This window comes from Leptolyngbya sp. FACHB-261 (assembly GCF_014696065.1).
Taxonomy (GTDB): domain Bacteria; phylum Cyanobacteriota; class Cyanobacteriia; order FACHB-261; family FACHB-261; genus FACHB-261.
The window spans coordinates 306,045-328,221 of sequence record NZ_JACJPL010000026.1; the positions used below are offsets into that span (position 1 = coordinate 306,045).

Here is a 22,177-nt window from a genome sequence, read left to right on the forward strand (position 1 = left end):
GGCACTAGGCTGGCAGCACAACTCGTCTTGACCGCAAAGGGATATCAACAGCATGGTAGAACAGCATCGCGACCAAAATAGCGATGAATGCAAGTGTTTCTGGCGTCTTGATACCTAATCCTGCGTAGCAAAAAATTAAAGTTGGGACGTGAAATAGGTACAGTGGATATGAAATATTTCCCAGATAGTTCAAGCTGTTCAGCAAAAAACTAGGGAGCTTAATTTGGGAAGCAAAGATTAGAACTCCACTACTCAAGCCATAGGTAAAGATGCCCGCTTTACCAGTATGATTCTGATTCAGTAATAATAACAGGCAGCCCAGGCCAATCAGTGCGATTTTTAAAGCTGTGGCTTCGTTTTGACGAGCATACAAAAAGCCCAAAAGCCAAGCCCAAAGCAGCAAGCAAAAGGCTATGCCGTATTGCAAACTAGTGTAGAAGGGGAGGCGAGTGGTAGGAAACAGTGCATTATAGATAAAAGGAAAAGCAAGATAGAACGAAGCCGACAATCCAATCAAAAGAATGAGAACCTTACTGCTCAGTTTAATAAAGACTGGTGCCAGTAAGTAACATAAAACCTCAATGCTCAACGTCCATAGGACAGGATTGATTTGGATTGTACGTACCGCAAAACCCTGCAACAACAAGAAATTTCCAAAAGCAGTCCAAATCGTAGGTTGAACAAACTCCTGGCGAGGAACCTGAATTGTATCTCCCAAGATCCAAAAAGGGATGAGCGAAACAAGAACAGCGAAGAAATATAGAGGATAAATCCTTAAAACTCGGCGCTGGTAAAACTCTTTCGGCTGCTTGATCAGTGAATGAGCAATTGAATATCCAGAAATCAACAGAAAACCCAGAACAGCGGCCATCGCATTCAGTTTGCTAAATATAAACAGAGGATTGCCATCAGCACCAGGAATAAAGAATCTAGTGTGATCAGAAACGACAATCCAGGCCAAGAAGAAGCGCAGGCCTGCTAAAACTTTCCATTTCACAGTTTGGCCTCCTCGCAAAGCACTAGCCTGTTCTTCGGCAGTTGTAATAGGTTTTGATATTCACACAGCAGCGTCTCAACAACTTTTTCCCAGGAAAATTCTCTGAGTGCCCGTTGTTGGCTTGCTTGCGCCATACTGGCCCTTAAAGGCTCATCTGAGAGCAGGCGCAAAATTGCCACTGCCAACATTTCAGCATTGCTGCGCTCTACGAGAAGGCCTGTTTTCCCATCCTCAACGCTTTCGACAATACCGCCAGTCCGGGTGGCAATCACTGGTAATCCCGCGGCCATAGCCTCAAGCACAGCATTGGGAAAAGGGTCGTCAAAAATCGAAGGATGGATAAAAATGTCTGCATTTTGCAAATAATGATTTAGTTTCGAGTGAGGTACACCACCAGTGAAGGTAATCTTGTTAGCTACCTCGAGAGAGATCCGGCCTTTCAGATTGGCGAGATAGCTGCCAGGGTAGAAGTCTGCTAACTCTTTGACTTGAGGATTATCACTCAAATGAATTAATTCGCTGAGAGGTAAGATGGCCTCTTTGCCCACAATTTCAAGTTGGACTTCAGGGTATTGCTCGACAACCTTTTCAAAGGCGTCGAGTAGAACATGGACCCCCTTCTCTGGCGAAACTCGACCAGTAAATAGAAGCCGTTTGACATTGCCTGGGGCAGAACGCTGTCCATGATTAATACCCAGATAATCCTCAGCTGCAATACCGTTGTGTACCGTTTGGCAACGATCAGCAAGTTGAGGAAAACGGTTGCGGATACCTTCAGTTAGGTATTCACTGCAGCCAATAATTAAGTCCACCTGTTGAAGGCGGCGTTCGACCATGGCTCGGTCTAGCAAGGTTAACCAATCCATGCCCATGCGCAAAACAATTTTGATATTAGGATTGAGGGCTCGAATGACAGGAATAGCCTGAGAGAGATTGAGAATATGAACAACATCACATTGTTGCGCCTTAAGATCCTTGGCAACCTGCCAAATGTAGTTGGGATAGTAAAAGTCAGAGCCAAAGGGAGGCTTGGTTGGGTCATTGAAACCAGAGAGCTTTCGCCAGCCTTTGAGCGCTTTAAGTAGCCACTTATCAATGCCAACGGGCATTCCCTGATAATGCACACCCTCTTCGTTTACAACTCGCTTTTCAAAATCGCGACCAGCTGCGTAAACCAGAACCTCATGGGATTTGGCCAACCGTCGCGCAATCTCATGGGTGAGCATAGGCACTGAGATTGACCGAGTGATGGGAACATAAAAGATCGGTTGATGGACGAAGGCTATTTTCATGTTCCTTGAAGGGGCTCTAATACGTCAGTCCTAGTATTTCCAATGAAGCTGTCTATGTTCTTGTCAAAGTCTGGGTACTGCTGGTCGCGCTCAGAGATGACCTGGACCTCTAAAGGCCAATTAATGTTGAAGGCCGGATCATTCCAGCGGATGCCTCTAGCAGACTCAGCATGATAGAACTCCGAGATTTGGTAGAAAACTTCTGTGTCATCTTCTAGAGTTTGAAACCCGTGGGCGAAGCCTTCTGGAATGTAGAGCATTTTGTAGTTCTCAGCAGAAAGAACCACACTGTAGTGCTGCTTAAACGTGGGGGAACCTGGGCGCAAATCGATGATGACATCACAGATAGCGCCCTTGAGACAACGCACTAATTTAGTCTCCTCATAGGGAGAAATCTGATAGTGCATTCCTCGCAAAGTAGCCTGTCTTTGGTTGTGAGAGATGCTGCATTGGGCTAGCTGGATGTTGAGACCATGCACTGCAAATTCACGTTGACACCAGGTACGGGCAAAGAAACCTCGTTGATCCTGCAATTTCTCCAACTCAATCAGGAAGGCCCGCTTGAGGGAAGTTTCAGTAAAGATCACGGATAAACTTGTACTTCAGGAATTGGAACGACAAACTGCCCACCCCATTCTCGGATGTAAGACATCTGCGTCATAATCTCGTCCTTTAAATTCCAGGGCAGAATCAGGACATAGTCCGGCTTAGTTCGTTGGATCTCGTCAGGATGGCAAATGGGAATGTGGGTTCCTGGCAAGAATCGTCCCTGTTTATGAGGACTGCGATCTACGGTGTAGTCTACGAAATCAGTCCAAATGCCACAGTAATTCAGTAACGTGTTGCCTTTGCCAGGGGCTCCATAGCCTACCACTGATTTTCCAGCCTGTTTAGCTGTGATCAGGAAATCGAGTAATTTGCGTTTGGTTGCTCTAACTTGTTCACCAAAGACGAAATAGTGCTGAAGTTGGGTCAGATTGGCGGCTGCTTCTCTGGCTTTCAACTCGCTCACTCGTGGGCTAATGGGATAAGTGTCATTCTCCACATGACGAGCGTAAATCCGTAAAGAGCCACCGTGAGTTGGCAATTCCTCTACATCAAAAAGAGTCAGGCCATGATGCGCGAAAACTTTTTCGACCGTCGTGAACGAGAAATAGGAGAAATGCTCGTGGTAAATAGTGTCAAATTGGTTCTCCGCCATCAAGCGCATCAGATGGGGAAACTCCATGGTAATGACCCCTTGGGCCTTGAGGATAACCTTCATCCCCGCCACAAAGTCATTTAAGTTTGGCACATGAGCCAGCACATTATTGCCTAGCAATAGATCGGCTTGTTTGCCTTCAGCAACTAAGGCCTGCGCAGTTTCTTGACCAAAGAACTTGATAACAGTTGGAATGCCCTTACCAATCGCAACCTCAGCCACATTGGCGGCTGGCTCAACTCCAAGAACTGGGATTCCTTGCTCGACAAAATATTGAAGCAGGTAACCATCGTTACTTGCAAGTTCAATGACCTGACTCTGCGCATCTAAATGGAAGCGCTCAGTCATGGCTTGAGTGTAATTTTTGGCGTGGCGTAGCCAGGAATCAGAGTAGGAAGAGAAGTAGGAGTAGTCGCTAAAAATCTCTCCAGGGCTCACATACTCCAACAGTTGAACTAGCAAGCATTGATCGCACACAAAGACCTGCAAGGGATAGAACGGCTCCATCCCATTCAGTTGCTCAAACTTCAAAATGCTATTACAGGGCGGCGACATCCCCAGATCAACCATCGTGTGCTTTAGCGGCGTCTCACAGAAGCGGCAGCAACCCCGGGTAGTTACAGCTTGCGCTTCTTGCAGTTTTTCGGTTAGTGCGGTCATAGCTGACGTAGCTCCTCCAACGCAGGGTATTATCAATCCGGTTCGTGCTGATCAGCTGTTTGATGTGATCAATGCGCTTGTAGTACGGTCCCTCGAAGTCCTCAACCCGGAGGCTAACCTGCTGGTAGGCCTCGTATAACTGTTTTGCTCCCAAACGCGCATTCCATTGCGGTTGAAAGCTGGGCAAAACCCGTGAGATTTTGCTGAAATCTACTCGATAGCAGCGCTTGTCAGGTCCACCATCTTCGGCATATTCGATTTGGCAACCTGGCACTGTTTCACGCGCAATTTCAGCTAGATCTCGAATTTGGTAGTTTTCCTCACTGCTGCCGACGTTAAAAGCCTGATTGTGTACCAGTTCCTGCGAGGCCTGCAGCACTGCAACAAAGGCTCTGGTGATGTCCTCAATATGAACAATGGGTCGCCAGGGAGAGCCATCACTCTTGATATAGACACGTCCTGTAGTCGCAGCCCAAGCTACTAGATTGTTGAGTACCAGATCAAAGCGCAGGCGTGGCGATACTCCATAGGCAGTTGCATTGCGTAGGAAGGTGGGGCTGAAGCTATCGTCAGCCAGCTTCGCGACATCCTGCTCCACCAGCACTTTGGAATAACCGTAGGGAGTGACTGGATTGAACTCAGCCTCCTCTGTTACTTTATCTTCGCCTGCTGCTCCATAGGTGCTACAGGAAGACGAGAACAGAAAGCGTGGAACCCCCGCTGCTTTTGCCAGTTCAGCAAGACGAACTGAGGCTAGATGGTTAATCTCGTAAGTGAGTTTTGCATCCAAATTACCCAGAGGATCATTAGATAAACCGGCCAGGTGCAGAACTGCATCAAAACCTTCTAGATCTTCAACTTCAACATCTCGAAGATCTTTAGTGATTTGAGGGATCTCAGGAGCGGAGTTACCAAAGGTGCAAAGTTCAAACAGGTTACTATCTAGCCCAACAACCTCATATCCTGCTGCCAACAGCATAGGTACCATTGCTGTGCCGATGTAGCCCTGGTGTCCTGTTACCAATAGTCGCATTCTGTTCATCCTCCCAAATTTTCCATGGTGCTTTGTTGCTTTGCCACAGTGCTTCTAGGGCACGCTTGTCCCGTAGAGTATCCATGCACTGCCAGAAAGAAGTGTGTTGATAGGCCATTAGTTGACCATCTTCTGCAAGTCGCTCTAGGGGCTCTTTCTCCCAGGTTGTTTCATCGCCATCGATGTAGTTGAATACTTCTGGCTCTAGTACAAAGAAGCCGCCATTGATCCAACCCTCACGGGTTTGGGGTTTCTCAGAGAACTCCATCACCTGACCACTGCCCCGCACTTCTAAATAGCCAAAACGAGTGGGAGGATGAACGACGGTGAGAGTCGCTAATTTGCCATGGGAGCGATGGAAAGCTAATAACTCCTGCAAATTAACATCTGAAACCCCATCGCCGTAGGTCAGCATAAAGGTTTCGTTGCCTAGGTGAGGGGCGAGCCGTCTAATGCGTCCCCCAGTCATACTTTGAATGCCGGTGTCCACCAGCTCAATTTGCCAATCAGGGCGATAGCCACCGTGGGTTTTAATTTCCCCTGTTTGCAACTTAATGGTGAGATTACTATTCAGCGAACAATAATCGGCCATGTATTTCTTGATGACTTCGCCTTTGTAGCCCAAAGCCACAGCAAAGTCTTTGAGACCATAGTGGGCGTAGTGCCTCATGATATGCCAGAGAATTGGCTGGCCCCCGACTTCCACCATTGGCTTGGGCTTGACTTCAGTTTCCTCAGACAGGCGAGTGCCTAGCCCTCCGGCAAGTATGGCTACTTTCATACAGTGACTTTCCCAAAATAAGTGAATAATTGTCGCTACTGCCGCCCGAATGAAAGCCTTGGCAGCAGACTAATCGCACGGGATAAATCCCCAACCATACCGCCTAAACGGGTGAGAACTCCTGGCGAAATCAATAGGCGCTGCAAAACCTGCTTGTAGCAACGCATTTGCTCCAGAAAGTTAAGCTCAGTGCGCTGAATAGCTCGGCAATATTCGAAATAACGTCGCCATCTCGGCAGTACAATTTTGCCTTTGTTTTTAGGGTCAAACCAATTGGCTAGCGCTGTATCAGTCACATTTGCCCTCTGAGAGTTTTGCTTGTGAACTCGGCGCAAAAATAGATATTCAGGAACTTCAAAAAACTCGCCCCGTAGTGCTAGTTCCGCCAGTAGAACTCGATCTGCGTGAGGATAATTGCCCAGCAGCAGGGTTTCCTTGAGAGCGCTGGTACGAATTAAACCGAAGGCTTGAGTTGCATGATACCAACCGTAGGTTTCTAGGAGTTGATAGAACCGCTCATGGGGTTTGTCAGAGCGAATATTTAGGTTCTCGGTGTAAACCCCTTGATACTTGCCGTTCTCGTCAATCGTATGCGCTCTGGGATAACAAAGAACGACTGATGGCTCGCGCCTCAAAACCTCAACGCAGAGATCAAGATACTCTGGCGCACAAATGTCATCGTAAGCAACCCACTTGAAATATTCACCGCTTGACAACTCGAATGAGCGGTTAAAATTCCAGGCTGCGCCTAAATTTTGTTCACTACGATAATACTTAATTCGTTGATCTTTTTCGGTATATTCCCGACAGATCGCCTCAGTTGAATCCGTTGATGCATTGTCTGAAATAACTAGCTCAAAATCCTGAAATGTTTGAGCCAAGATCGCGTCTAAAGCTTCCCTGAGATAGCGCTCACCATTGTACACAGGCATGCCAAGGCTAACACAAGGTCTACCGCAACTCATTTGAATTCCTACCTCTTCTACTAAGGATGTAAATGCTGGAGATGGCCCAAATTCTTCTTAAAGCTGGCTGAAACTTGGTGCTGTTTTCAGTAGCTTAAAATCTCACCGAGGGCTGCTAGAGAATGCCAGAGAACTGATAGAAAGTTACTATCTATCGGCCTATTCCTATACCTAATGGTGCAAATAGGAGGCAAATCAAACTTCCCCAGCACAGCTTGTTGCAGGCTAAGAACTAAGGAGCCGAGAATGATGGCTCGTTTAGTATTGCGGGGATGAACACAGCTAGTCTGTGCAAATGACGAATTTCAACGTCAAAGCACCCTAGCGAGTAGTTGCAGGCTAGCCACAGAAATTTAGAAGAACTGAGGTATTGAGACTGAATGTTGAGCAGTCTCAGCATCGCTCGAAGGCGAAGATTTTAACCTAGAGAATAGCTTGACAAAAGGTGTTGAGATCCTGAACTTGCCTATCTCAGGCTGCTCAAACACAGCTGTTGATCTGGGGGGGCTGGGAGGTGTTGAGATCCATGAAACTACCGATCTCACGACCGCTGAACGCGGTTATCAATCTGAGTGTAACTGCTGTCGTAACTACTGGGGAAAACACTGAGGAAACCCTTAGAAGAATAGTGCCATACCTCTTTGGGCAGATGCCAGCACTTCATAGGAACTTGACGGAATTCAAATTCTTGCTCTTAACAATGTGAAGAACTAGCTAATGCAGCCGTAAGGTTGCACAGAAAACGCTGGATAGGGTATTCTGAGTGACCTTTACAATCCTTTACAAGAATCAGAGGTTGGCTACCAGGGATTGCTGCAACTCTAAACTGAGCAAACCAGGCGAGCGCTGTTCCGCGGCCAGCATGGCTTGAGCTGCCTTACGAGCCTCTCGGTGTAGGCCAGGGTGAGACAGTGCAAGCACCAGGTGACCGTCGTACTCCGGCAACCGATGCTTGCGTCGGTACATAATCTCTCGATGCCAGCGGCTCACAATGGCTTGGCAATACTCAAACACAAGCGCAGGTTCATCCCAGAGAGCGTTCAGGGCAGCAGTGACCAGAGGTCGATACTGCCGGTGCCAGTCGTTAAGGATCCGAAGCGCACGCTGACGCCGGAGGGGTGTATCAGTCGGAATCGCTAAAGCTGGAGCCCTGAGCACAAGCGGTAAATTCTTGTCCCAAACACTCAGCATTGCTATGGCTAACTCTTGCGCCTCCGCAGTTGTTCCAGCGATTTCTAGACAAACTACCAGCACTTGAGGGTCAGTTCGAGTCCAATCGCGGATTCGCTCTAGGGCAAACTCTTGTGCCGACTCACCCAATAACTTCAGACAACGACAGAGCACAGCTCGATCTTGCCGACTGCTAAGTAACTGTTTAGCCTCATCCTGAGCAGCTTCCCCCAGGAGATCTAAACAACGGCAGAGGACGACACTGTCCTGGCTGGAGCGCAGTAATTGTCTAGCTTCATCTCGGGCGTCGCCTAACAAATCCAGGCAGCAGCAGAGGACAAAGGGATGGGTGGCAGGATCTGCCAATAACTGTCTGGCACTATCCAGGGCGGTTTCACCCAGTAAATCCAGGCAACGACACAGGACAAAGGGATGGGTGGCAGGATCTGTTAATAGTTGCTTGGCCTCCAGTAAAGCTGTTTTCCCTAACAGATCTAGACAGCGGCAAAGGACATCGGGTCGCATTGCTGGGTCTGCTAGTAATTGTCTGGCTCGGTCTTGGGCAGTTTCACCCAGTAAATCTAGGCAACGACACAGGACAGTTGGATGGGTCGTCACATCTGCTAGCAATTGTCTGGCTCGGTCTTGGGCTGCTTCTCCCAGCAAATCTAGGCAACGGCAGAGCACGGCAGGGTGAATTGTTGTGTCTGCCAACCAAGTTTGGGCCAAGGCTTGAGCTTGCTGGTTGCCTAACCCTTGCAGTAAGGGCAGCAGAATATTGCGATCGCGGCAACCGGCTTGATAAAGCTGTGTTAGCAGCTCGACTTTCTGTTCAAGCTCTTCGTAGTTGTGTTGGACCCAGCTCCAGACTGCGCTCCAAAGCTGTGCATTGACAGGCGCAAGCGGTGCTGCTGCCCGTAACAGCTCTAGTCTCTGGGCTGGTGTCAGAGCCAGTCTTTCATTCACAATCAGCCTCAGATAAGCGCCATGACCATTGCTTGAGGCCAAAAGCTGCTGAATGTAAGCAATGGCTTGCGATTGGCTAATTAAATCGGGATGAGTGCGCACAAAGCCGCTCAGGGCGTGAGAACTCGAAAAACTGCTGCCACGCTTGATCATCAAGTCAAGCGTGGCTCTCCTCCAGGTATCGGTGCCAATCGGGCGTGGCCCTAAAAGACCTTGCTGCCCGGCTAAGATCAACCCTTCTGCTAGAGACTGATGCTGAAATCGGACGGCATCGTATTCCGGCTCAAAGCAAAGAAGTGGTGCCAAAAGTGACCAGGCTAGAGCACTCAGAGGTTCCTGCAGGGATCTTGAGGGACCGCTTAGGGCTGCGTGGTAGTCCGCCAATAACCGAAATGAGTGGTAGGAGATGTGCCGTCCCACCTCTCGAATGGCTGCTGCATCGCTGATTGCCTCAGCCAAGTCCGGCAGAATGGTCCGTATGCGCCTGACTCGGTCAGCCAAAATCTCTAAGAATGCTCTTTCTAGGTCTTGGGCTGTGAAGTCTTGGGCTGCTGGGTCTTGGGCTGCATTAGCTACGGGTCGTCCTGCGGCCAGCACCCACAGGAGGTGAACCAAGTTGGGGGCGACTAGAGGAGCTGTCGTTAAGGTTCGGGCCGCTCTTGCCCAAGTGGGAACCAGCTCAGCAGCTTTTTGCACAATAGCAACCCAGTCTGCTGAGGATTCTGCAGTAAACAGGCCTGAACTTGCGCTGACCTTCGCTTGCAAAGCAGGCGGTAACTGACGGCCAGCCACAACCAAGCCTAAGTCTGTTCGTCGGCGCAACCCTTGCTGCAAGCGACGAACGTCCTCGTTTTCAAGTTTTTGGATGTTATCCACCAGCAAGAATTGGGGGGCTTCGCCTTTGGTCAATTCAGCCAGCCCAAACCGTAGCAGTCGCTCTGGATCTTGCACCCACCACACCTTGTACCCCTGCTCGTAGAGGTCTAGGGCTAAGCGGCGCAGAGCTACAGTTTTACCGCTACCCGTTGGGCCGAGAATTGCTGCGGCTGGGCAGTTGTGATGACCGGCGTTGAGAACTTGGTGTAACAGCTCTGAACTGAAACTACGACGGATATCCCAGCCTCGAAAACACCCTAGCCAGCCAGCTTGATGTTGGGCGGCATAAAACTTTTCTGGCGTGATGCGTTGAGCTTCTGGATCTTCACCCCGCTTGGTGGCGGCTTCAAGGGCTTGGCGTTGGTAAGCTTCTTCACGCTGCCACAGGCTCTGTCCAACTGGATAGGCTCCTTCCGGCAAAAACTCCCGAAAAAACAAGAGCCCATCCAAGATCTCGCGTAAATGCCCAAAACCCTGTTCTTCGTGCTCAAGGTAGCTAATGATGTCAATGGCTCTTTGTTCCTGACTAACCGCCTGCCTACGGCGATACCAGACCTCAATGTTCAGCCGAAATAGAATTTCTTCAAATTGCCCTGGTGGGAGCTGGATCAGCTGAGCGTAGAGTTCTTCTCGAAAAGCCATTCCAACCTCGATATGAAGGATTTAATCTCTGCGAGCCAAACCATCGCCTGGCTAATAAGAACCGGGCACTTAACCAGCTAGATCCAGACGATCTGAAGTGATTCAGGAAAAGCAACCGACGAACTGACCAAAGTTTTGTCCCTTGCCTAAACCTTGGTCTCGTACACTTGCACCCAGCCCACCTGCCTCTGAGTGCTTCCCCCACGCGCACATATTATGGCTCACTGACATAGCGGTGTAAAGAAATCAATCTGTTCTGTAGGTGATACGAGTTTGGTTAGGCCGTGAGCATGGAGAACTGTTTGCGCTGCTGGCTTTGTCTCGTCTGAGAACAATTTCCTGATGCGTCAATAGTCAGCCCAGCCTGCTTGAGTGGTTAACGTCTACAGCTTGCGTCAATTCAATAGAGCAGAACCAATATTGAAAAGCTTCTCTTAAAATTTTTAAAGCTGTCATGCCTTGCTCTGCTTCTGGATTTGAGCAACCTTTAACTTTTGATAGAGCGGATTCTTCTGAGAGGCTGTTGCAAGTTCTCAAACTCTGCTTCTCCTCCTTCTAATTACTTGTCAATCAATTCATGATTAGCAAGGTAAAAAGCAATGTCGACGTAGACCCGTTCTAGTAAAATTAATGGAAAGTTTTGGGCGATGCTTTCAGGAGATTCACCGTTTAAAAAGCCATAGACAATTGAGTCAAGAGATACGCGAGTTCTTCCTATCCAACGTCCTTTATCTCGTTGCTCAACATATTGCTTTGTCAGGATTGGTGCTGTCATCAAACCAATAGCTGCTCTTTAATCAAATGCTCTTTAATCAACAGAGTAATACCAGCTCACTTTTGAGCTATCCATTCGACCCCTTCCAACCTCCCCTTGCCAAGGGGCGGAGCCGTAGGCGGTGGGGTTTTGGTGGGCTCTCAGTGAGAGAATTGGGATTACACAGACTTCCCTCTAGTCCGCCAAGTAGGGGCTTTGCTCAGAAAACTTGAGGGCTAGAGCATTTATTGGAGTTCTGCACGGCTCGTAACAGGTTAGGCGAGAGGCTATAAAGTGCGATAGTTGGCCCGCCACCTTCAGAGTGGACAGTGACTTTGCGAACCAAATCACGAGCTTCGAGGCTGAGTAATAAGGGGCGGAGTTCTGAGGTTTCCAGATGGCTGTCACGGTTGAGCAGGTTGAGGGGAACGCGGGACAAGGCACCATTGGGTTCGATGTAGTTAGCGATCACGAGCAGAATCAGCTTGAGCGGTGCAGCCAAATTGAGACTGCGGACAATGTGGTCCCAGAGAGCGAGTCGAAGCGTGGGGCTCATGAGTTTGAGAGTAGAAGGATCGTGTAAACTGCGGCATTCTGACTCTGGGACTGGTAAATCGGGCCGAGGCGGAGCGTTGATGGGGTCAACTAGTCCATTGATGGAGTGAATGGGTCCGTTGACGGAGTCTAGAGGTCGATTAACGGGGTCAGCGAGTCCGTTAACGGGGTGAATAAGTCGGTCGATGGAGTGAATGGGTCCGTTATCGGAGTGAAACGGTTGGTTAATGGAGTGAATGGGTCCATCAATGGACTGAATGGGTCCGTTAACGGGGTCATTTAGTCCGTTAATGGAGTCTTCGGGTCCATCAATGCGGTTTGGAAGGTGGATTTACGGATGGCATCTAGCAATGGGGCCCTGCATGCAGTCGATGGGCAAGGCATCAACGGGTGCCTTGGGTAACAGCGTTCTTAGCGTTGCGCAGTTGGGTATGTCGCTGTCGCCAAAGCTGCCGCCAATAGCTCAGCACGTCTTCGGGGTAGGCATAGCGCTGGATTTCGGTTTTGATCACCTCGCCAATCCAGTCGAGCAGATGCAGGTCGTTGCAGGCTTGAATGGTCAGGGCACAGGCGGCAAGCCACTGGTTGAATTTGCGATAGCTGAGGAACTGCCCGCCTCGGTCGGCACGATGGACAAACAGCACATGCAGCCAGTGTTCGATGCGGCAAATCAGCGATTCGGAAATGCCTAAGAAACGGGCAACTTGAGACAAGGGAATGCAAAGCTGCGGCTGCAACACCTGGGTGAGGTGCATGGGAAGGACTCCAAAAATTTGAGGGCAATAGAGCCTTTGACCCTATTCAGGGTCGAGAAAGGCAGGTGTTAAACTGCCCCCTAGCCGCCGGGTTGTTGCTTGCAACCCGACGGTTAGTTCCCCAGAGTTTGTATAAGACCCTGGGGGACGCCTAGGGGGCCAGTTACCTGTGTGGAAAGGCACCAGGGACTCCCTATTGGAGTCAAGTAGGCAGCGCAAAAAAGTTTCTTGTATCGCAACTAACCCAGTGAAGTAAGCACCAAGACTCAGCTTCAACCTAATTCCAACTCCACTGAATCTCTTTCTACCCAGTTAAAAAACGGCAGCCATGCTGGGACGAATATCTCAGCTCAGGATGAAACCTGAAACGAGATTTGTTTATCCGGTGATTAAGAGCCTCGCTTCCCGAAGCCTTTCACCTAAGCAAACAGTAGGGAATTTCTGGGCCTGCTCTCATCACACCCCATCTATTCGCTAGAGTTTAGTTTGACCTCAGCCAGGCTTGTGAAATTACACGGCCAGACGAGGGAGGAATGCCTCAACCTCGAAACTTATCAACACAAATGTACTGAATCTGAAAGTATGCGGAACGAGTCTACCTATTTAGCTGAATTGGTACATTATGCGGCAAGATTCTGCCTATCTATCTGATTTAGGGTGTTATACAGAAATCATCTGCCTAATCACCACTATAGGGGCGTTATATGGAAACTTTCAGTCCAATAATAGTTATGTGGCGAGGGCACGTTGCCGATCAGCGTCCATGACAACTGGGTCTACGCCCAAGCGGTCGATCACGATCGCCGTCGCATCGTGCTGTACACGGTCTACCCGCATGCGACGCCGTCGGAGTACACCGACGTGGTATTCGAGGGTGTCGTCACCCACCATTTCGAGCAGCAGAACGTCGGAGGCGGCGACCCCTATCCCTCGAACGTCCTATTCGACGTGGAGGAGTCGGACCCGACGTTCATCCTCGGGTCGTACTCGGACCTTCTCGCGCGGACGAAGAATTACGGCTGGCCGGTCCAGGCGTATGACGACTTGCAGGACCTCGTGAATCGCCTGACGGCGGGTGGCGCCAAATGCTTCGAAGTGCATGGCACCGTTGGGATTCATGGCTTTGTGTTCGCAATGTCTATGACGTTCCGCGAGCGGCCCGGCCGAGCGGAGGTCGCCGCATAACCAGCCGTTGCAGCAGACCGGGCGGGCGTCACGGTCCTCATCATTCGAAAGTACGTCGGTGCCCGCTCGGCCGCTGAACGTCGGTCCGTTGGGCTACTCAGACTACGGGTGGGAACATAATCTAGAGCTTGTCCGCTGTAATTTGAGAAGGTATTGCTGGTTTAACCGTGTAGGTTTCGTTGAGTTGCTCGTTCACGCCCCAAGCAATCAATTGCAACGAATCCATAAGTAGAACCACAGACAAATCCCAATTACTCAGTCCACCGTTGATTCAATCCACAAAATCACTTAATCAGGCAAAAGGGCACGCCACCATCTTGAGAACAAATCAGTCAAGGAGAATATAACGTCTCTTAAACCCTTGCTGACCAATGTGTCCAGAAGCGGGTGTATTGAATCTAAAAATATGCAGAAAGATCCTGCCTATTTGACTGAATCGGCATATTATGTGGAAAGTTTCTGCCTATCTACCTGATTTGGGGCGTTAGACAGAAAGTTTCTGCATAATCACCTGCACGGGGGTGTTATACACAAACGTTCCCTCTAATAATAGTTAGACCTCACTATCCGTACAAGGGAGAGCTCGTCTGTGATTTTTGCCGAGTTGGACTATTCGGGCCACTACGCAGATTTCCACCGCGAACTGGAGGTATTCTTGCCCCAGCACTTCTTGCAAGTGGAGTCTGGAATTCAGGCGGACTTCTGGTTTTGAATTCATGACGGCGCAGACAAGGTGGCAATCGATACGTTCACATCCATGAAGCACCAGGTGAAGTCGGCATCACCAGGGCAGCATGTGCAGAGTGTGATTGAAGCCTTGCGTGCCAAGTACAAAGTAAGGGTGTACAACTCACCGGAACTCGAGGGGCATGAAGATTAGTAGCCTGTTCAGCTCAACGTCGCCGGCCGACTTGGACGCCGGCGTCCTGAGGTGCCGGTCAACTCCGACGTTAGACAGACAAAACAACTCTATTTGAGGTGCTGCTTTCATTCATTTTTTCCTACCTCATAAAGCAGTTGAGTTAAGATTGTGGAAAAATTCTTGGCATCGTAATGACCAAGTTACCTAAACGTACTAAGTCTCAGAGGATTGGTGTAAGTGCTGCTGATCTCCTGAGTTCTGTTTTTGCCGAATTTTGCAACATTATCCCCATTCCTCAAGATAGAGATTTCGGCATTGACTTCATTTGTGAAATCATGCAGGGAGAACACCCAACTGGAAGGTTGTTTAACATTCAATGTAAAGGGAAAGAAGAAGCCAACGTAGAAGGGAACTCAATCACACTTCCCATCAAAGTAACAACTCTCAATCATTGGCTGCTTCAGCCAAATCCAACATTCTTGATTATTGTTGATTGTCAAAACAGCGTGTTTTATTGGTCTTTTCCTCAAGATTTCCTCAGTTCACTTAATAAGAACTGGCAAAAACAACAAACAGTTTCAATTCCAGTTCCTCTTGAAAACCATTTTGAGCAAGATGTAAACGCCTTACCTATCCAGTTAGTTTCAATAGTTAATTCACAGGCATCTGCTGCTCCTCAGAATGGTGATTACCTTGGAACATTGTCACTTGCTGATGCTGTAAATAGGGCTATCGATTATGGATTATATGTACTGAGGGCACCTTTCCAGCGTCCTTTTCAGTATATTGGAATGCCTATCGCAGATGCAGCAAGAGCAGTCAGCAGTAAACCCAATGAAGTGGGCAATATTATCATCGACTCTGAGCAAGCTCATATGCTTTTGGAAGCAGAAGGAATTTTATTAGTTATGTAGATGTTGAACTAAAAAAGACTGCTCCTTGGAGCCAGAGCCGCCCGTTTGATTCCGTGGCAATCTTGGGAGTATTTAGTATTAACCCATCCGAGTTAGAACTAGCCCGCAAACAGACACACTTTCATACCTACTACGACCACAAGAGAAAGTTAAAGATTGGTGTATCTTGTCAGTATGAGGGCGCACCGCTATCTGTAGGATTTAGCAGTAAGTATTACAGAGCGTGAAGTGAGTTTCAAGGTTGGGGGTTGGTGCTGTCTAACAATTGCGGTGCAACGGATTGAAGGAAGCCGCTTGTGCTGAGTTAAAGGGGATCGGCAACCGCTGACCGCAACCGTTGGGCAGGAACAGTTCGGGGTTAAACAGCGTCTCTGAAGAAGAGAGTGTCCTTACCGATCAATACACTCTAAGGAATGCTGTGATTATGCGACGACCAACTCAACGCCTTTCTATTATTAGTTTTGGGTTTCTTCTAATTTTTTCTGCTGCGAGTGCAGTATTTGTTCATTACGTTTCTCCTCTTAGAGATGCTAATTTTCAACCTAATAGCGCCAATGCTGGTTCATTGATACCTTGGTTACGGGAAGTACATGAAGACACTTGGTTGCATGGTGCTTCGGTGTTGGCAGGATTGCTTGCTATGAATCTGGTGCTTATTTTTCGGCAGTGGAGCCAAGCAGAAACTCCCCATTCTGCTTCCCGATCACAGAATGTACTGAGCAAGATTGCAGGCTTCTTATTTTTTGCGAGATGGATTGCTATCGGAAGCACCCTATTTAGCGCACTGTGGCTAGTGGTTGTTCAGCACTATGGCTCTCGCTCCTACGCTCCGAGCAGTTTAGAAACGCTTACAATAGCGGCTCTACTAGCAATCAATTTCACATTTATTTTCTGGCTGCGGAGCCAATTGGAAAGCCCCGGCAGACAAACCTCCTGGTATCAGGGAGTATCAAGAAAAATTGCACAAGTTCTCCTGTTAGCTTATTGGATTGGAATTGGAGCCACCTTATTTAGGGGGGTTCAGTTGTTATTTATTGGTCATTTGCTTGTGGAGTGGTTAGTAGATTAAAAACTCTCACCTACAATTGTCTAACAATTCGCTTGGAGCGGACTGACGAAAGATCTTGGTACATGGCGACGGTCGTTTGCAGCCGCTCAAGCAAACCGTTAGACTATAGATTGCGAGATTTGAGGATGAATGTTTTCGCTTGAGTTGCATATACATTAAGCGACTAACACTTAAAGAGTAATCAGAGATAATAGCCTATGATTTTTATGGCACAAATTGCTGTTTAAGGAGACAGAACTTGTGGAAGTAACGACAGCAAAAATTTTAGTTGATCTCTAATTTTATTTGCCTTTGTTGTGAAAGTATGAAAGTAGGTCAGGCTACTGCTGCAATGCCCCAAGAGAATCTACGGAACTTTGATACGAGTTCTCATTTTGCTCCCGAGTAGGGCTTGCCAAACGTCGAGCTTTGCCCTATTGTTTCTGTTCAGTCCAGTCTTGAAGCGCCGCCGAGGGCTGTTAGCACCAACCCCTGGCGACTGACCTCTAGGTTGGTTTACGCCAGCCCAAAGGCTACGACGGAGTTTAGCACTCCGTTGCGGTTAACCCCATGCAAAGCGGGTCAGGTGGGGGCCTAAGAGAGGGAGCGAAGGGGCAATCTTCACAGGTTGCCCCTCAAAACCTATTGAGGATTTTCCGCCATGACTCAATCGTCTACCCCCGTATTTAGCGACAGCGATCTGAACATTTTAAAGGTACTAATGCAACGCTATAGCCTCTCAGTCGTTGTCGCAGCCCTGAATCGAATCTGCTTCGGGCAAGCAGAACAAGCAGTGGCTCAACAACGGAACCGAGAGACCATTCGCGCGTGGCGCGAGGATGTCAGCATCTTGAACAAAACCGTAGTTCAACTTAATCATTAGGCCAGTTAAACCTATCCAGCTTGAGGGGAGCAAGAGCCTGGCTCCCCCTGATTTATTGAGTTTGACTGAGAGAGATTGAGGCATTGAGGGCTAGAGCTTCTGCGCCTTGACCAACTGGCTCGAAGTTTAGTAAAGAAAAATAAAAATATCTGATTAGCAACTTGCATTGGCTTGGCTGCAAACGGCCTTGCTTCGAATGTGCAAGGCAAAGTATCACGATAATTTAATACTTCCAGCAGCTTTTGGGGCACGACCAGAGGGTACTGAAAAAACAGTGGAATTCCTTGGAGGCTCCCCTGGAGCTTGTTAGCTAGTTGACTGGCAATTCTACCTTCGGGGGGTTGGTTATGAGGCTTACAACAGCTTGCCTAGTGACAGTAGCCATGTGGTTCTTGCTACTTCGCAGCCGGTAGCCCTACCGGGTTTTGCAACAGTTCCCTTTTCGACGCTGGAATGACCTACAAAGATATACCCCAACGACTGCTAGCTTACGGTGTTGCAGTCTTGGCTGTGGCAGTTGCCCTGCTGTTCATGCTGCTGCTAGATCCTTGGTTCAGCATGACCAGAACGCCGTTTCTGCTCTTCTTCGGCGCAGTCATGGTCAGTGCTTGGCATGGAGGGGTAGGGCCAGGTTTATTAGCCACTGCTTTGTCTGCGTTAGCCAGCAATTACTTTCTGCTGGCTTCAGGCTGGATGCCAGATGCCCACAACAGCGTGCATCTCATGCTATTTGGGGCACAAGGGGGACTGATCAGCTTTCTGTGTGAAGCGCTGCTCGCCTCAAACCGGCGGTCAAAGCAGAGCTTGCGCCGGTTGCGAGAGAGCGAGGGAAGATTCAATCGCTTGGTGGAGGCAAATATCGTTGGTGTGATTACAGCTGACACCTTGGGTGCCATCACCGAAGCCAACGACGCCTTCTTGCAGATGTTGGGCTACAGCCGCGAGGATCTATTAGCAGGACGCTTGCGTTGGGATAACATCACCCCACCCGAGCAACACCAGCAGGATCAGCAACTCAAAGCAGAGCTTTTGGCTTCTGGCTCTTCGCAGGTGGTTGAGAAAGAATACATCCACAAAGCAGGACATCGCGTTCCTGTGCTCCTAGGGGGTGCCCTGTTAGAAGATGGCCATCAACAAAACGCCATTTGCTTTGTTCTCGACCTAACCGAACGCAAGCGGCTGCAAGCAGAGCATGAGCAATTGCTACTGCGAGAGCAGAGCGCTCGGACCGAAGTAGAGGTGGCCCAACAGCAAGTCAGCAAGATCTTGGAAAGCATGACTGACGCCTTCATTGCCCTAGATCTCGACTGGCGAGTCACCTATGCCAACCGGGAGGCGGCTCGAATCAACAACAAACCGGCAGCGGACTTAATTGGACTAAACCAGTGGGAAGAGTGGCCCGCAACCCAGGCGTCACGCTTTGAAGAGGAGTATCGCCGAGCCTTAACCGAAGGCGTCAGTGTCCACTTCGAGGCGTTCTACGAACCCATGAACCTCTGGCTAGAGGTTCATGCCTATCCCTTTGAGAGCGGCCTCGGTATTTTCTTCCGCGATGTTAGTGAGCGCAAGCGCACCGAAGAGTTTTTGCGCGAAAGCGAGGAACGGAAGCGTCTGGCTCTTGCTGCTTCGCACATGGGGGAATGGGAATGGGATGCGGCGACCGACCAGCTCTGGTTCTCGGAGCGGGTGAATGCCATTTTCGATCTGTCACCGAATGAACCACTGACCTTTACCCGCTTTCTGGAGGTGGTGCACGAAGACGACCGCGAACGGGTACGTAGCGAAGTGGAGCGGGTGATCGCTGAAGACTTAGACTACGACGTTCAATACCGAACTGTTTGGCGTGATGGCAGCATTCACTGGGTAGCAGTGAAGGGACGGGCTTTCTACAATCAGCATCAGCAACCTATCTGCATGCTGGGCATCGCGCAGGACATCACCGAGCGCAAGTGGGTAGAAGCCAGCTACGCTCAGCTATTGGAGCGCGAGCAGGCGGCTCGGACGGAGGCTGAAGAAGCGAGAGAGCAAGTCTCCAATATTTTAGAAAGCATCACGGATGGCTTCATAGCCTTCGACCGCGACTGGCGCTTTACTTATCTGAACCATGAAGGTGCTAGAACCCTGAACCATTCGCCCGAAGAGTTGCTAGGCAAGAATCTCTGGCACGAGTTGCCAGAGCTAGCCAATACCAGCTTTGGCCAGCTGTACCAACGGGCTGTGGCCGAAGGCATACCGCTTGAACTGGAGGACTATTACCCACCCTTTGACGCCTGGTTTTCGGTTCGGGCTTACCCTTCGCAGTCTGGCCTAGCCCTCTACTTCCGCAACATCAACGAGCGCAAGCAAGTCCAGGAAGCGCTGCGCATCAGCTGGGAACGCCTCGACCTAGTGTTGCAGTCTTCTGCGCTGGGGCTGTGGTACTGCGATTTACCCTTCGACAAGCTGGTGTGGAATGACAAATGCAAGGCACACTTTGGCCTGAGTCCAGACGCCGAAGTCGATATCGATCTGTTCTATGAGCTCTTGCATCCCGAGGATCGCGAACCCACCAGGCAGGCAATTGAGCAATCGATTGAGCAGCACCAGGGTTATGACATCGACTATCGCACCGTTGCCCCCGATGGGCAGATGCGTTGGATTCGTGCTATTGGACGTACTTTCTACAATGCAGCAGGCAAGCCGATTCGCTTCGATGGCATCACCATCGACACGACCGAGCGCAAACAGAGCGAGGAGGCACTGCGCGAGAGCGAACAACATCTGAGACTGGCTCTCCAGACCGGCAGACTGGGATCGTGGCAGGTCGATTTTCCCTCAGGGAAGCTGACTGTCTCGGAGCAGTGCAAGGCAAATTTTGGCTTGCCTGCGGATGCTGAGATCTTGAACAACAGCCTGTTTTACGCGCTTCATCCAGAGGATCGGCCCCGCCTCCAAGCGGCGGTTCAGCAAGCGGTGAGACAGCAGACCGATTATGAGGGCGAGTATCGCAACCTCTGGCCCGATGGCAGTACCCACTGGATTCTGGTGCGAGGGCGGAGTTTGTACAACGCCAACGGGGTGCCTATGCGCATGCTAGGCGTGACCATGGACATCACCGCCCGTAAGCAGGCCGAACAAGAACGGGCACAACTGCTGGAGCGCGAGCAAGCAGCCCGAGCCGAAGCCGAGAAAGCCAACCGCGTCAAGGACGAGTTTCTGGCTACGCTTTCCCACGAACTGCGCACCCCGCTCAACGGCATTTTGGGCTGGTCACAGATGTTACGTCGAGGCACGTTGAATACCGCCACAACCGAGCGGGCATTGGAAACTATCGAGCGCAACGCCAGAGCCCAGGTGCAGCTGATTGATGACCTCTTGGATATCTCGCGCATCATTCGAGGCCAATTGCGCTTGGAGATGCAGCCTTGTGAACTGGTGCCTTTGATCAGCACCTCAATTGATGCCCTGCGTCCTGGTGCAGAGGCTAAAGGCATCCAGGTAGAGAGTCTGCTAGACCCGACCGTGGGTACTGTTGCCGGTGATGCCAACCGTCTGCAACAGGTGCTCTGGAATCTGCTGTCTAACGCGCTCAAGTTCACACCGGGCGGAGGACGGGTGCAAGTGACCCTAGTCCGTGTCGGCAGTCAAGCTGAGATCAGGGTCAGCGACACCGGCAAAGGGATCAATCCTGAGTTTCTGCCCTACGTTTTTGAGCGATTCCGGCAAGCTGACAGCTCCATTACCAGGGCACATGGCGGTCTAGGCTTGGGGCTCGCCATTGTGCGTCACCTCGTAGAGCTACATGGTGGCTCGGTGGCCGTTGAGAGTCCAGGCGAGGGACAGGGAGCGACCTTCAGTGTCAGGCTGCCTCTGCTGCTGGCGAAAGCTGCTATTGAGGTGCCAAGAGACGAAACCCCGCTCAGTTCTCGGCCCGTCAATAACAATTCCCCAGATCTAGAAGACCTAAAAATTCTGGTCGTGGACGACGAAGCCGACGCACGGGAACTGCTGATCGCGGTTTTACAGGCAGCCGGGGCTCAAGTCAAAGCGGTTAGCTCTGCCAGTGAAGCCCTAAGCGTTCTACCCAAGTTTCAACCCCATGTCTTGGTCAGCGATATTGGTATGCCAGATGAGGACGGCTACAGGCTCATCCAGCGCCTGAGAAGCCTGAGCGCAGAGCAAGGGGGCAAAATACCTGCGGTAGCCCTCACTGCCTATGCCAGAGAGCAAGACCGTAGACAGGCTCTGTCAGCCGGTTTTCAAACCCACTTGTCCAAGCCTATTGATCCAGCAGATCTAGTGGTGGTGGTTGCCAGTCTGGCTGGACGCAGGCGAATCGGTGAGCCTAGCAATTAGAGCCTAGCAACTAGTTCAACAACTCCAATTTGGCCTTCGATTTCTGCGCTACCAGCCCCATTTCTAGGCCACCAGACCGCTAGCTGAACTTCTTACGAGCCTGGTCATAGACTTCAATTGTGATCTGGGTTTGGCCTTGCTCGCGTGCCAGTTGCTCAATCTTGCGGCGAGCCGCTGGTCGTACAAAAAAAGGAATCTCCTTGAGTTTGGCTTCGGCTTCAGGAGTCCAAACTACGGCGTCTTGGGAATCACTCATTAGGGCTGCATAGTTCACGATCCGACTGCTGATCATAGCGGTTCCCA

18 protein-coding genes are annotated in these 22,177 nt (G+C 50.0%); 6 read left to right on the forward strand and 12 right to left on the reverse strand.

Annotated elements, in window-relative coordinates; translation table 11 throughout:
- Positions 1–4: 4 nt before the first annotated feature.
- The 11 genes from H6F94_RS17430 to H6F94_RS17480 all read right to left on the reverse strand — a co-directional run bounded on the left by H6F94_RS17430 (position 5) and on the right by H6F94_RS17480 (position 12,647).
- Positions 5–997: an acyltransferase family protein gene (locus H6F94_RS17430; protein WP_190803507.1), complete on the reverse strand. Its 993-nt coding sequence runs from the start codon at positions 995–997 to the stop codon at positions 5–7.
- Positions 994–2,289: a glycosyltransferase family 4 protein gene (locus tag H6F94_RS17435; protein ID WP_190803508.1), complete on the reverse strand. Its 1,296-nt coding sequence runs from the start codon at positions 2,287–2,289 to the stop codon at positions 994–996. The genes H6F94_RS17430 and H6F94_RS17435 overlap by 4 nt, the downstream gene beginning before the upstream one ends.
- Positions 2,286–2,876 carry a dTDP-4-dehydrorhamnose 3,5-epimerase gene (rfbC, locus tag H6F94_RS17440; protein WP_190803509.1) on the reverse strand — a complete coding sequence of 197 codons (591 nt, stop codon included), beginning with the start codon at positions 2,874–2,876 and terminating at the stop codon, positions 2,286–2,288. The genes H6F94_RS17435 and rfbC overlap by 4 nt, the downstream gene beginning before the upstream one ends.
- Positions 2,873–4,150: a class I SAM-dependent methyltransferase gene (locus H6F94_RS17445; RefSeq protein ID WP_190803510.1), complete on the reverse strand. Its 1,278-nt coding sequence runs from the start codon at positions 4,148–4,150 to the stop codon at positions 2,873–2,875. Before H6F94_RS17445 ends, rfbC begins: the two co-directional genes overlap by 4 nt.
- The gene (locus tag H6F94_RS17450) at positions 4,080–5,183 is read right to left on the reverse strand and encodes an NAD-dependent epimerase/dehydratase family protein (RefSeq protein ID WP_190803511.1); all 1,104 of its coding nucleotides are present in this window, start codon (positions 5,181–5,183) and stop codon (positions 4,080–4,082) included. Before H6F94_RS17450 ends, H6F94_RS17445 begins: the two co-directional genes overlap by 71 nt.
- On the reverse strand, positions 5,107–5,964 hold the full coding sequence (gene rfbF, locus H6F94_RS17455) for a glucose-1-phosphate cytidylyltransferase (RefSeq protein ID WP_190803512.1): 858 nt from the start codon (positions 5,962–5,964) through the stop codon (positions 5,107–5,109). Before rfbF ends, H6F94_RS17450 begins: the two co-directional genes overlap by 77 nt.
- Positions 5,965–5,999: 35 nt before the next feature.
- A complete protein-coding gene (locus H6F94_RS17460) occupies positions 6,000–6,896 on the reverse strand; it encodes a glycosyltransferase family 2 protein (protein ID WP_199320493.1) in 897 nt (298 codons plus the stop codon).
- Positions 6,897–7,718: 822 nt separating this feature from the next.
- Entirely contained in the window at positions 7,719–10,583 is a 2,865-nt protein-coding gene (locus tag H6F94_RS17465; protein WP_190803514.1) for a P-loop NTPase, read from the reverse strand.
- A gap of 559 nt (positions 10,584–11,142) precedes the next feature.
- Complete coding sequence (locus H6F94_RS17470; protein WP_242041249.1) at positions 11,143–11,358, reverse strand: DUF433 domain-containing protein; 216 nt, start codon at positions 11,356–11,358, stop codon at positions 11,143–11,145.
- A gap of 199 nt (positions 11,359–11,557) precedes the next feature.
- Complete coding sequence (locus tag H6F94_RS17475) at positions 11,558–11,893, reverse strand: hypothetical protein (protein WP_190803515.1); 336 nt, start codon at positions 11,891–11,893, stop codon at positions 11,558–11,560.
- A 382-nt stretch (positions 11,894–12,275) separates the two neighbouring features.
- Positions 12,276–12,647: a hypothetical protein gene (locus H6F94_RS17480; protein ID WP_190803516.1), complete on the reverse strand. Its 372-nt coding sequence runs from the start codon at positions 12,645–12,647 to the stop codon at positions 12,276–12,278.
- Positions 12,648–13,394: 747 nt separating this feature from the next.
- Here H6F94_RS17480 and H6F94_RS17485 point away from each other — a divergent pair.
- The 6 genes from H6F94_RS17485 (at position 13,395) to H6F94_RS17505 (ending at position 21,874) form a co-directional block, all read left to right on the forward strand.
- Positions 13,395–13,832, forward strand: coding sequence for a hypothetical protein (locus H6F94_RS17485; protein ID WP_190803517.1), 438 nt, complete (start codon positions 13,395–13,397; stop codon positions 13,830–13,832).
- A 589-nt stretch (positions 13,833–14,421) separates the two neighbouring features.
- Positions 14,422–14,544, forward strand: a complete 123-nt coding sequence (locus H6F94_RS33010) for a hypothetical protein (protein WP_277878116.1) — start codon at positions 14,422–14,424, stop codon at positions 14,542–14,544.
- Positions 14,545–14,885: 341 nt separating this feature from the next.
- Positions 14,886–15,608 (forward strand): DUF4365 domain-containing protein, encoded by a 723-nt coding sequence (locus H6F94_RS17490; protein WP_199320494.1) that lies wholly within the window; start codon positions 14,886–14,888, stop codon positions 15,606–15,608.
- Between the two features lie 424 nt (positions 15,609–16,032).
- Positions 16,033–16,677, forward strand: coding sequence for a hypothetical protein (locus tag H6F94_RS17495; protein WP_190803518.1), 645 nt, complete (start codon positions 16,033–16,035; stop codon positions 16,675–16,677).
- Positions 16,678–17,317: 640 nt separating this feature from the next.
- Positions 17,318–17,539: a hypothetical protein gene (locus tag H6F94_RS17500; RefSeq protein ID WP_190803519.1), complete on the forward strand. Its 222-nt coding sequence runs from the start codon at positions 17,318–17,320 to the stop codon at positions 17,537–17,539.
- A 453-nt stretch (positions 17,540–17,992) separates the two neighbouring features.
- On the forward strand, positions 17,993–21,874 hold the full coding sequence (locus H6F94_RS17505; RefSeq protein WP_190803520.1) for a PAS domain S-box protein: 3,882 nt from the start codon (positions 17,993–17,995) through the stop codon (positions 21,872–21,874).
- Between the two features lie 79 nt (positions 21,875–21,953).
- Here the strand turns inward: H6F94_RS17505 and H6F94_RS17510 are convergent, their stop codons facing one another.
- A complete protein-coding gene (locus H6F94_RS17510) occupies positions 21,954–22,130 on the reverse strand; it encodes a PCP reductase family protein (RefSeq protein WP_190803521.1) in 177 nt (58 codons plus the stop codon).
- Positions 22,131–22,177 lie beyond the last annotated feature (47 nt).